We start from the raw sequence: 13,757 nt of genomic DNA on the forward strand, positions 1-13,757 counted from the left end.
AAAGCAGGAATTGTTAAAGTTTGATCTCCTGTAATTCTAACAGAATCAGCTTTAGCAGTAATTTCAACAATTCCTTCTTTACCATAATAAGCATCAGTTTTACTAAAGTCAAAATCATCAAGTGTTAAATCACTAATACCAGTAGCTTTTTTTAAAGCTTCTAATACTTGTTCAGCAGTTAAATCATTTGATAAATTTAAGTCAAGAACAAGATGAGTAATATCTTTTTTAGCAAAAGCAGAAATAGTTAAAGTTTGATCTCCTGTAATTCTAACAGAATCAGTTTTAGCAGTAATTTCAACAATTCCTTGTTGACCATAATAAGCATCAGTTTTATTAAAATTAAAATCACCAAGAGTTAAATCATTAATACCAGTGACTTTTTTTAAAGCTTCTAATACTTGTTCAGCAGTTAAGTCATTTGATAAATTTAAGTCAAGAACAAGTTGAGTAATGTCTTTTTTAGAAAAAGCAGAAATAGTTAAAGTTTTATTTCCTGTAATTCTAACTGATTCAGTTTTAGCACTAATTTCAACACTTCCTTGTTGACCATAATAAGCATCAGTTTTATTAAATTCAAAATCACCAAGAGTTAAATCAGTAATCCCTGTAGCTTTTTTTAAAGCTTCTAATACTTGTTCAGCAGTTAAGTCATTTGATAAATTTAAGTCAAGAGCAATTTGAGTAATATCTTTTTTAGCAAAAGCAGAAATAGTTAAAGTTTGATTTCCTGTAATTCGCATTGAATCAGTTTTAGCACTAATTTCAACAATTCCTTGTTGACCATAATAAGCATCAGTTTTACTAAAGTCAAAATCACCAAGAGTTAAATCATTAATACCAGTAGCTTTTTTTAACGCTTCTAATACTTGTTCAGCAGTTAAATCATTTGATAAATTCAAACTAAGATTAATATTATTAATATCAACTGCAGACAATTTTGGGATTGTTAAAGTTTTCTGACTTTTTAAATAAATAGAGTTTTCAGTGGCATTTATAATCACCATACCATTAGAACCAAAATTTGGTTTAGATAAGGTTAATTCAAAATCAGAGATGGATAAATTTTTGTTATTTGTTTTAGTCTTTAAATCATTAAGAATTAACATCTTGATATCATCTTCTTGATTTTTAATTCACTGAACATGATTTCAGTTATCAAAAATATTTGGATCATAATTTTCTAGATCCATTTTTTCTAACTTTTTCAATTCTTGATATAAAACGATTTCACCACTATATTTGAAATCATTGTTTTTACTAGAATTACCAACAAAAACAAAACCTTTTTTCAAAAGTGAATCACCAGAAGATTGATCTGTTTTAAAATGTACAGTTATGCCTTTAAGTTTATCAATTCCTTTATTATATATTTCTATTTCTAACTCACTTATAGTTCAAAATTCATTAGTCTTTGAATCTAAAAGTGATTGAAGCTGTTCTTTAATAATTGAAATATCTTTTCTTGGAGTATTATTAGAAGCTACAAAAGTTATAATCGGCAACGATGCCAAATTCAAAGCTGATAATATTAATAATAATTTTTTCATATTTATCCTTTCAAAAGAAACTTTTTAAATGAAATTTCAAAATTAATTCCAATTTAGCTATGAATTCGTGAAACTACATAATCTTATATAAAATTTACAAAGAATAAAAAAACTAATTACTTACTTAAAAGTAAATATTAGTAAACTTAAATTATTTTTTCTATAACTAATATATTTTGATTTTAAGATTTTTTTGTTTTCAATAGCCTTTAACTATAGACTCTATTAAGAGTGATCATTTTTTCTTGCTTTAATATGTATGATGTTCTAAAAAATCTATTTTATTCATGATAGCTCCTTTATTAAAAGTAAATAAGCAATAAAATGACTTTACATCATTGTTGTTGGTTTTAAATTTTATATTTTTTTGCATATCCATAAAAATAAACTTAGATCTATTAAGTGAAAAAAATAACTTTATATTCTTTTTATTTTTATTCAAATTAAAGTTTATCAAAAAAAAAAAAAAAACAAGTCAAACCCAAATAAAGGGTGATGAATTGTAAATGATAATTCTCAATTAATTAGAAAGTAGAAAAGTCCAAGCCTTAAAATTATATTTGAGATGAAGAAATTAGAACAGAAGTTGACTATATCAAAAGAAATACATTCGCAGTTATTCAACAATTACTTAAAAGACTTACTTAAGCAAAAAACTCAATAGTTTTAAATTACTCTATAAGAACTATAGACATAAAAAAATAAAAGAATAATTATATTTATACAAGCTAGCTGCAATGCAAAACCAAATAAAATTGTTTCAAAAATTAAAAAGTTTTTAATGAATTGTTGGTTTGTGATTTTTTGATAGTTATTTAAATTAGTTATTTCATAATCAATTATCTCCAAGTTTTGATAAGTGGTTAAATGATATATTTATTTTAGTGATCTTCTTTTTTAAAAATTTTAGTTTAATTAACAAAGATATAAATAATTTTAAATATATAAGATCTAGAGTATATAAAAGCCTGCTCAATATTAAATATTAAATGCATACAAAATTGAAGAACTATATATGTAAATTAGTAAATAAAAAAGTGGGAGTTACCCACTTTTTCTTGACACTCAAACTTTGATTTAATTCAAAGAATAAAGAACAGAGCAATTTATCTCTTTTAAAATTAAATATATTATAATAAAAAATACAAATAATATTAAGTAACAATTTTAAAATAATTCTATTTAAATTTAGGTTGATTTACTCATTTTTCTGATGTTTTATAATTTCAAAAATCATTATGGTTCAAAACTTTAGAAGTAATTCAAGATGTTAAATTTTGATTAAATACCATTTTTTTTGTATCATTGTTTTCATCTTTTCAAAACATTTTTTCCATAGTTATAACTTTTGATGTATCTCATTTAGATATATCTTGATTAAAAGAACATGCATTATTAAACATATAACTCATGACAACTACATTGCTTGTATCTCAATTTGAAATATCTCCATTAAAAGACATTAACTCTGAAGCTGAAGTTGCTCCAAACATTCATGACATATCTATTACTTTTGATGTATCTCAATTATTTAAATTTTGATTAAAATTAATAGCGTTTCTAAACATTCATGACATATTAGTGACACTACTTGTTTTTCAATTTGAAATATTTTGATTAAAATTTGATGCATTATTAAACATAGCACCCATATTAGTGACACTACTTGTATCTCAATTTGAAATATTTCCATTAAAAAACAAAGCATTTTGAAACATTCTGTACATATTAGTCACTTTTGATGTATCTCAATTATTTAAATCTTGGTTAAAAGAAGAAGCACCATTAAACGTTTCTTCCATACTAATAATATTTGATGTATCTCAATTTGAAATATCTCCATTAAAAGATGAAGCAGTGTTAAACATTTTTGAAATATTAGTAACATTACTTGTATCTCAATTATTTAAATCTTGGTTAAAAGAAGAAGCACCTTCAAACATTCTAAACATATTTTTTAATGACGAAGTATTTCAATTTGAAATATCTTGATTAAAGTTTTTAGCATTTAAAAACATTTGAGTTGCATTATTTACTTGTGAAATATCTCAATTTGAAATATCACCATTGAAATTAGTTGCATTATTAAAAATATTAAGCATATTTTCTACTTTTGAAGTATCTCAATTATTTAAATTTTGATTAAAAGTAAAAGCACCTGCAAACATTCCACTCATATCAGTTACTTTTGAAGTATCTCAATTTGAAATATCTCCATTAAAAGATGAAGCATTGTTAAAAATTCTTGACATATTATTAACATTACTTGTATCTCAATTATTTAAATTTTGGTTAAAAGAAGAAGCACCTTCAAACATTCTAAACATATTTTTTAATGATGAAGTATTCCAATTTGAAATATCTTGATTAAAGTTTTTAGCGTTTAAAAACATTTGAGTTGCATTATTTACTTGTGAAATATCTCAATTTGAAATATCACCATTGAAATTAGTTGCATTATTAAAAATATTAAGCATATTTTCTACTTTTGAAGTATCTCAATTATTTAAATTTTGATTAAAAGTAAGAGCACCTGCAAACATTCCACTCATATTAGTTACTTTTGAAGTATCTCAATTTTCAATTCCTTCAATTATTGAAAAAGAATTATTGTTGAAAAAGTTTGCTAAGTTTTTAATACCTTCTGGTAAAACACTTGTAATATATTTTACATTAACATAATTTAATGTATTTCCGCTACTGTTATAACCAATTTTATAAATGTTTTTTGCATTTTTTTGACTAAAATCAAAATCTGTTGTTACTAAAAGTTCATCATCATTTGTTAAATAAAGTGAGGATGATGTGTTTTGAGCTGTTTCTTCTGATAATGTAATAACATCTTGCTTGAAAATATCAGAACCACCTTCTTGAGTTGATATTACATATTCATATCTATCAACAGAATCATTTGAATTAGAACTTTTTTTCGAATCAGTAATTTTTATACTATCTATAGATAATTTCATATCCACATCTTTATATAAATTTTCAATAGCTACAATTAAATCCTCTTTATTTCATTGTTCATATTGCTTTGAATTTATAATATTTTGTATTTCTTTGCTAATAATTTTAATTGAAAACTTATTAATTACAATTTCATTTTGACCAATTAAATAATAAGAATTATCTTTTGCTGTAATTTTTAATGAACCATCATTAATACCATAATCTGGTTTGATTATATCTATAATTAAATCTTCTCGACTTATATCTTCAATTCCAGTAATTAATTTAATTTGTTCGATTATATCATCTTCATTAATTGATGAATAATCATCAATGTGAATGCTTATAGTATCTAAATTTATTTTAGGAATTTTTGGTATTACAAAATTTGTATCTCCTTTTAAATAAATTGATCCATCAATTGCTTTAATTATTATTCCACCAATATTTTTGTATGTAGATGGTGAGAGAACAATTGTAAAATCATCAAGAGATAAATCACTAATACCAGTTGCTATTTGCAGTTCATTTAAAATTTCTTGATCTGTTGTATCATTATTAAATTCTTCTTTAATGATGATTTCATCAAGACTAACAGGGGGTACTTTTGGAATTGTTAAAGTTCTATTTCCTATAATTCGCACTGAATCAGTTTTAGCACTAATTTCAATACTTCCTTGTTGACCATAATAAGCATCAGTTTTACTAAAGTCAAAATCATCAAGTGCTAAATCACTAATACCAGTAGCTTTCTTTAAAGCTTCTAATACTTGTTCAGCAGTTAAGTCATTTGATAAATTTAAGTCAAGAACAAGTTGAGTAATGTCTTTTTTATCCAAAACAGGAATTGTCAAAGTTTTATTTCCTGTAATTCTAACAGATTCAGTTTTAGCACTAATTTCAAGACTTCCTTGTTGACCATAATAAGCATCAGTTTTATTAAAGTCAAAATCATCAAAAGTTAAATCACTAATACCAGTAGCTTTCTTTAAAGCTTCTAATACTTGCTGATCAGTTAAATCATTTGATAAATTTAAGTCAAGAACAAGTTGAGTAATATCTTTTTTAGCCAAAGCTGGAATGGTTAAATTTTGATTTCCTGTAATTCTAACTGATTCAGCTTTAGCACTAATTTTAACACTTCCTTCTTTACCATAATAAGCATCAGTTTTACTAAATTTAAAATCATCAAAAGTTAAATCACTAATACCAGTAGCTTTTTTTAAAGCTTCTAATACTTGTTCAGCAGTCAAGTCATTTGATAAATTTAAGTCAAGAACAAGTTGAGTAATATCTTTTTTAGCAAAAGCAGGAATGGTTAAATTTTGATTTCCTGTAATTCTAACTGAATCAGTTTTAGCACTTATTTCAACAATTCCTTGTTGATCATAATAAGCATCAGTTTTATTAAAATCAAAATCCCCAAGAGTTAAATCATTAATACCAGTAGCTTTTTTTAAAGCTTCTAATACTTGTTCAGCAGTTAAATCATTTGATAAATTTAAGTCAAGAACAAGTTGAGTAATATCTTTTTTAGCAAAAGCTGGAATGGTTAAAGTTTGATTTCCTGTAATTCGCACTGATTCAGCTTTAGCACTAATTTCAACAATTCCTTCTTTACCATAATAAGCATCAGTTTTATTAAAATTAAAATCATCAAGTGTTAAATCACTAATACCAGTAGCTTTTTTTAAAGCTTCTAATATTTGTTCTTTCGTTAAATCATTTGATAAATTTAAGTCAAGAGCAATTTGAGTAATATCTTTTTTAGCAAAAACTGGAATGGTTAAATTTTGATTTCCTGTAATTCTAACAGAATCAGCTTTAGCACTAATTTCAACAATTCCTTGTTTACCATAATAAGCATCAGTTTTATTAAATTCAAAATCACCAAGAGATAAATCAGTAATACCAGTAGCTTTCTTTAACGCTTCTAATACATCTTCTTTTGTTAAATCATTTGACAGATTTAAACCAAGAGCAATTTGAGTAATGTCTTTTTTAGCCAAAGCTGGAATGATTAAATTTTGATTTCCTGTAATTCGCACTGAATCAGTTTTAGCACTAATTTCAACACTTCCTTCTTGACCATAATAAGCATTAGTTTTGACCAAGTCAAAATCATCAAAAGTTAAATCAGTAATCCCTGTGGCTTTTTTTAAAGCTTCTAATACTTGTTCAGCAGTTAAGTCATTTGATAAATTTAAGTCAAGAGCTATTTGAGTAATGTCGTTTTTAGCAAGAGCAGAAATAGTTAAAGTTTTATTTCCTGTAATTCTAACAGATTCAGCTTTAGCACTAATTTTAACACTTCCTTGTTGACCATAATAAGCATCAGTTTTACTAAAGTCAAAATCATCAAGAGTTAAATCATTAATACCAGTAGCTTTCTTTAACGCTTCTAATACATCTTCTTTTGTTAAGTCATTTGATAAATTTAAGTCAAGAACAAGTTGAGTAATATCTTTTTTATCCAAAACAGGAATTGTTAAAGTTTTATTTCCTGTAATTCTAACAGATTCAGTTTTAGCACTAATTTCAACAATTCCTTGTTGACCATAATAAGCATCAGTTTTATTAAATTCAAAATCACCAAGAGTTAAATCATTAATACCAGTAGCTTTCTTTAACGCTTCTAATACTTGTTCAGCAGTTAAATCATTTGATAAATTTAAGTCAAGAGCAATTTGAGTAATATCTTTTTTAGCAAAAGCAGAAATAGTTAAAGTTTGATTTCCTGTAATTCTAACAGAATCAGCTTTAGCACTAATTTCAACAATTCCTTCTTTACCATAATAAGCATCAGTTTTATTAAAATCAAAATCACCAAGAGATAAATCAGTAATACCAGTAGCTTTCTTTAACGCTTCTAATACATCTTCTTTTGTTAAATCATTTGACAGATTTAAACCAAGAGCAATTTGAGTAATGTCCTTTTTAGCAAAAGCTGGAATGGTTAAATTTTGATTTCCTGTAATTCTAACTGATTCAGCTTTAGCACTAATTTTAACACTTCCTTCTTTACCATAATAAGCGTCAGTTTTATTAAATTCAAAATCATCAAAAGTTAAATCACTAATACCAGTAGCTTTTTTTAAAGCTTCTAAAACTTGTTCAGCAGTTAAGTCATTTGATAAATTTAAGTCAAGAGCAATTTGAGTAATGTCCTTTTTAGCAAAAGCAGAAATAGTTAAAGTTTTATTCCCTGTAATTCTAACTGATTCAGTTTTAGCACTAATTTCAACAATTCCTTGTTTACCATAATAAGCATCAGTTTTACTAAAGTCAAAATCACCAAGAGTTAAATCACTAATACCAGTGACTTTTTTTAAAGCTTCTAATACTTGTTCAGCAGTTAAATCATTTGATAAATTTAAGTCAAGAACAAGTTGAGTAATATCTTTTTTAGCAAAAGCTGGAATGGTTAAATTTTGATTTCCTGTAATTCTAACAGAATCAGCTTTGGCATTAATTTCAACACTTCCTTGTTTACCATAGTAAGCATCAGTTTTATTAAATTCAAAATCACCAAGAGTTAAATCATTAATACCAGTAGCTTTCTTTAAAGCTTCTAATACTTGTTCAGCAGTTAAGTCATTTGATAAATTTAAGTCAAGAACAAGTTGAGTAATATCTTTTTTAGCAAAAGCAGAAATAGTTAAAGTTTGATTTCCTGTAATTCGCACTGAATCAGCTTTAGCACTAATTTCAACAATTCCTTGTTGACCATAATAAGCATCAGTTTTATTAAATTCAAAATCATCAAGAGTTAAATCATTAATACCAGTAGCTTTCTTTAAAGCTTCTAATACTTGTTCTTTTGTTAAATCATTTGATAAATTTAAGTCAAGAACAAGTTGAGTAATAACTTTTTTAGCCAAAGCAGAAATTGTCAAAGTTTTATCTCCTGTAATTCTAACTGATTCAGTTTTAGCAGTAATTTCAACACTTCCTTGTTTACCATAACCAGCATTAGTTTTGACCAAGTCAAAATCATCAAAAGTTAAATCACTAATACCAGTGACTTTTTTTAAAGCTTCTAATACTTGTTCAGCAGTTAAGTCATTTGATAAATTTAAGTCAAGAACAAGTTGAGTAATGTCTTTTTTAGCAAAAGCTGAAATAGTTAAGGTTTGATCTCCTGTAATTCGCATTGAATCAGTTTTAGCACTAATTTCAACACTTCCTTCTTTACCATAATAAGCATCAGTTTTATTAAATTCAAAATCATCAAGAGTTAAATCATTAATACCAGTAGCTTTCTTTAAAGCTTCTAATACTTGTTCAGCAGTTAAGTCATTTGATAAATTTAAGCCAAGATCAAGTTGAGTAATGTCTTTTTTAGCCAAAGCTGGAATGGTTAAATTTTGATTTCCTGTAATTCTAACAGAATCAGCTTTGGCAGTAATTTCAACAATTCCTTGTTTGCCATAATAAGCATCAGTTTTACTAAAGTCAAAATCATCAAGTGTTAAATCACTAATACCAGTAGCTTTTTTTAAAACTTCTAATACTTGTTCAGCAGTTAAGTCATTTGATAAATTTAAGTCAAGAGCAATTTGAGTAATATCTTTTTTAGCAAAAGCAGAAATAGTTAAAGTTTGATCTCCTGAAATTCGCACTGAATCAGTTTTAGCACTAATTTTAACACTTCCTTCTTTACCATAATAAGCATCAGTTTTATTAAATTCAAAATCATCAAAAGTTAAATCACTAATACCAGTAGCTTTTTTTAAAGCTTCTAATACATCTTGTTTTGCTAAATCATTTGACAGATTTAAGTCAAGAACAAGTTGAGTAATATCTTTTTTAGCCAAAGCTGGAATGGTTAAATTTTGATCTCCTGTAATTCTAACTGATTCAGTTTTAGCAGTAATTTCAACACTTCCTTGTTTACCATAACCAGCATTAGTTTTATTAAATTCAAAATCCCCAAGAGTTAAATCATTAATACCAGTAGCTTTTTTTAAAGCTTCTAATACTTGTTCAGCAGTTAAGTCATTTGATAAATTTAAGTCAAGAACAAGTTGAGTAATATCTTTTTTATCCAAAACAGGAATTGTTAAAGTTTTATTTCCTGTAATTCTAACAGATTCAGTTTTAGCACTTATTTCAACACTTCCTTCTTGACCATAATAAGCATCAGTTTTATTAAATTCAAAATCCCCAAGAGTTAAATCATTAATACCAGTAGCTTTTTTTAAAGCTTCTAATACTTGTTGATCAGTTAAGTCATTTGATAAATTTAAGTCAAGAACAAGTTGAGTAATATCTTTTTTAGCAAAAGCAGAAATAGTTAAAGTTTTATTTCCTGTAATTCTAACTGATTCAGTTTTAGCACTAATTTCAACAATTCCTTGTTTACCATAATAAGCATCAGTTTTACTAAAGTCAAAATCATCAAGAGTTAAATCAGTAATCCCTGTGGCTTTTTTTAAAGCTTCTAATACTTGTTCAGCAGTTAAGTCATTTGATAAATTTAAGTCAAGAACAAGTTGAGTAATGTCTTTTTTAGCAAAAGCAGAAATAGTTAAAGTTTGATCTCCTGTAATTCGCATTGAAACAGTTTTAGCACTAATTTCAACGCTTCCTGCTTTTCCATAATCAGCATCAGTTTTACTAAAGTCAAAATCACCAAGAGTTAAATCAGTAATCCCTGTGACTTTTTTTAAAGCTTCTAATACTTGTTCAGCAGTTAAATCATTTGATAAATTCAAACTAAGATTAATATTATTAATATCAACTGCAGACAATTTTGGAATTGTTAAAGTTTTCTGACTTTTTAAATAAATAGAGTTTTCAGTGGCATTTATAATCACCATACCATTAGAACCAAAATTTGGTTTAGATAAGGTTAATTCAAAATCAGAGATGGATAAATTTTTGTTATTTGTTTTAGTCTTTAAATCATTAAGAATTAACATCTTGATATCATCTTCTTGATTTTTAATTCACTGAACATGATTTCAGTTATCAAAAATATTTGGATCATAATTTTCTAGATCCATTTTTTCTAACTTTTTCAATTCTTGATATAAAACGATTTCACCACTATATTTGAAATCATTGTTTTTACTAGAATTACCAACAAAAACAAAACCTTTTTTCAAAAGTGAATCACCAGAAGATTGATCTGTTTTAAAATGTACAGTTATGCCTTTAAATTTATCTTTAGCTATTGCTTTTTCTAACTCACTTATAGTTCAAAATTCATTAGTCTTTGAATCTAAAATTGATTGAAGCTGTTCTTTAATAATTGAAATATCTTTTCTTGGATTATTATTAGAAGCTACAAAAGTTATAATCGGCAACGATGCCAAATTCAAAGCTGATAATATTAATAATAATTTTTTCATATTTATCCTTTCAAAAGAAACTTTTTAAATGAAATTTCAAAATTAATTCCAATTTAGCTATGAATTCGTGAAACTACATAATCTTATATAAAATTTACAAAGAATAAAAAAACTAATTACTTACTTAAAAGTAAATATTAGTAAACTTAAATTATTTTTTTTATAACTAATATATTTTGATTTTAAGATTTTTTTGTTTTCAATAGCCTTTAAAATTTTAATGGCCTTTTGCCTTCTACCCAAAAGTTATAACCCAAGATTTTTAACTTGAATTCATTATAATATTTTTTTGATTGTCAGTATCCTTTGTTTACCATCAATCACTTCATTATTTGCAACAAGAATTGGTGAGCATTATACAACCATTAACTATAGAGTCTATTAAGAGTGACGATTTTTTTTACTTTAATATGTGTGATGTTCTAAAAAATTTATTTTATTCATGATAACTCCTTTATTAAAAAGTAAATAACAATTAAATGACTTTGCTTCATTGTTATTGGTTTTAAATTTTGAATTTTTTGCATATGCATAAAAATAAACTTACATCTATTAAGTGTAGTCACATTAAGTGTAAAAATAACTTTATATCTTTCTATTTTTATTCACTATTATATGTTATCAAAAAAAAAAAAAAAACAAGTCAATTTTAAATAAAGTGTGTTGAATTGTAAGTGATAATGCCTCAATTAATTAGAAGCAGAAAAGTCCAAAGCCTTAAAATTATATTTGAGGTGATGAAATGAGAACAGAGGTAAACTATATGTAAAGAAATGCATTCGAAGTTATTGAACAAGTAATGAAGGGCAAGGTTACAAAACAAAAAGCAGCAGTCATACTTAATTGCACAATAAGAACGATCAATAGAAAAATAATAAGATATAAACAAAATGATATAAAAGGTTTTATTCATAATAACTGTAATAAAAAATCTAATCAAGCAACACCTAAAGTTGTAGATAACAAAATTTTAAAACTAAGATATTAAATTTACTATGATTTTAGTTATATACATTTTGAGATAAATTAATTTAAGATCAAGATATTAAGATTTCTTATAGAACATTAATTTTTATTCTTGAAAAAACTATATTATTTCACCTTTTTCACACCGTTCAACTAGAAAGAAAATTGCCAATAAAATTATGAAAGATAAAAGCGTTGACCAACAGGATTTTAAACAATTTTTAAATGAGAGCATTTTAGACTCCAAATCTGCTCATCCTTTACAACCAAGAAAAAATTTTTTTGGTGAATGTGTACAAACAGATGCTTCTATTCATAATTGAATTGAAAAGGAAAAGTGAGCACTACATGCTTTTATTGACGATTTAACTGGAATAGTACTTTCTGCTTATTTTGATAAACAAGAAACTTTAAAATGCTATTATAGGGCTACAAAACAAATGTTTGAGAACTATGGAACATGAAAAGAAGTGCTTACAGACAAAAGAACAGTTTTTTATTCAACTAAGAAAAACACAGATCAAAATGATGCGACACACAATATGGATTTATGTGTAATCAATTATAAATAATTTTAACTTGTAACATCAGTGACTCAAACAAAAGGTAAGATTGAAAGACTATGAGGAAGCTTTCAAAAGCGCATTCCTCAAGAGCTAAGATTAGCTTGTATAAACGTATTAATTCAGCTACCGAATGAATCAAAGAATTCATTCAAAATTATAATGAAAAGTATGCCTTTAAAATAGACGAAACAAAAAATTTATTTGTGCCTTGAGAACCCCATGAAGTTGATATGGATTTTGCTCTTTCGACTCTCTATAGCAGAAAAGTTTTAAATGGTTCAACCATTAAGTTTGAAAATAAAAATTATGCAACTTTTAATAAAAATGGCACAAGAGTTAATTTAACTAAAAAGCAAGAAGTAATGATTGTTAAAACTTTCACTGGTGAAATATTTGCAAACTATTACACAAACTTTTATTCATTAATAGAAATTGACAAAGAAAAATTTGTGTTAGAAAATATAAATATTGAAGTTCAAAAATTAATAAAACTAAAACAACTAGCAATAAATGAAAAAATTCAAACTGAATTTATTATCAAAAAAAGTGGAAAGAACAATCTTCCACTCTTAAATATTAGTATTTAATTTAACTTTTTTTGGGACATTTCTATTTACCTATTGATACATTTCTATTTACCTATTGACAAGATTTCAACAATGCATAGAGCAACTTTTTATATTAACAAAAAGGAAAGAAATTATAGATTTGACTTTTTAAAAAATAAAGTGATCGAAATTTTTAATAAAATCAAAGGAATTTATGGCAGCAGAAAAATAGCAATTGTTTTATCCTAAAATGGTTGCTTATAAGCGATAGAACTCTCAGAAATTACATGATTAGATGAGGTTTAGTAACACTTACAAGTAAAAAGAGACGCAAAGCCGAAATTAAAAATACAAAAGTTAAATATAATGATTTAGTTACAAGAAATTATAATTCTAAAATAGATAATATAATATCTACAGATGTTTCTTACATACCTGCTACAGCAATACACAACCATATTTATTTATCCGTTGCTATTAGTCACAAGACTAAAAAAATAGAATTATGAAAAATTTCAGAAAATGATGACATTAAATTAATCTTTGTCACTTTAGATGAACTAGATAGAAAAGGGTTTATTTTACATTCTGATCATGGTTTTCAATATTCTTCGTATGAAGTTACTAAAAAAGTGGAAGAAATGAACTCACAAATATCTATGATTAGAATTGGAAACTAATTAGATAACAGAGAAGCTGAATATTTCTTTAGTTGTTTAAAAGGCGAGTATTTAAATAGAATAAATACTCAAAAAATTAAGCTAAAGGAAATTTATAAACATATACAATGATATATAAGTTGATACAATAATTATAGAA

General features: G+C 25.5%; 5 protein-coding genes and 1 pseudogene. 4 read left to right on the forward strand and 2 right to left on the reverse strand.

What is annotated here, in order from left to right; translation table 4 throughout:
- Positions 1 to 1,550, reverse strand: a pseudogene (locus MCORR_RS00005) (hypothetical protein); the annotation flags it as partial.
- Between the two features lie 1,178 nt (positions 1,551 to 2,728).
- Complete coding sequence (locus MCORR_RS00010) at positions 2,729 to 10,858, reverse strand: BspA family leucine-rich repeat surface protein (protein ID WP_104207611.1); 8,130 nt, start codon at positions 10,856 to 10,858, stop codon at positions 2,729 to 2,731.
- A 799-nt stretch (positions 10,859 to 11,657) separates the two neighbouring features.
- Between MCORR_RS00010 and MCORR_RS00015 the strand changes: the two genes are divergently transcribed.
- The 4 genes from MCORR_RS00015 to MCORR_RS00030 all read left to right on the forward strand — a co-directional run bounded on the left by MCORR_RS00015 (position 11,658) and on the right by MCORR_RS00030 (position 13,618).
- Positions 11,658 to 11,846, forward strand: coding sequence for a hypothetical protein (locus MCORR_RS00015; protein WP_104207612.1), 189 nt, complete (start codon positions 11,658 to 11,660; stop codon positions 11,844 to 11,846).
- A gap of 157 nt (positions 11,847 to 12,003) precedes the next feature.
- Positions 12,004 to 12,396, forward strand: coding sequence for a hypothetical protein (locus tag MCORR_RS00020; RefSeq protein ID WP_104207613.1), 393 nt, complete (start codon positions 12,004 to 12,006; stop codon positions 12,394 to 12,396).
- Positions 12,397 to 12,446: 50 nt separating this feature from the next.
- Positions 12,447 to 12,977, forward strand: a complete 531-nt coding sequence (locus MCORR_RS00025; RefSeq protein ID WP_104207614.1) for a hypothetical protein — start codon at positions 12,447 to 12,449, stop codon at positions 12,975 to 12,977.
- A gap of 248 nt (positions 12,978 to 13,225) precedes the next feature.
- Entirely contained in the window at positions 13,226 to 13,618 is a 393-nt protein-coding gene (locus MCORR_RS00030) for a DDE-type integrase/transposase/recombinase (protein ID WP_104207615.1), read from the forward strand.
- Positions 13,619 to 13,757: the final 139 nt, after the last annotated feature.

It is taken from the genome of Mesoplasma corruscae (genome assembly GCF_002930145.1).
Lineage (GTDB): Bacteria > Bacillota_I > Bacilli_A > Mycoplasmatales > Mycoplasmataceae > Entomoplasma > Entomoplasma ellychniae.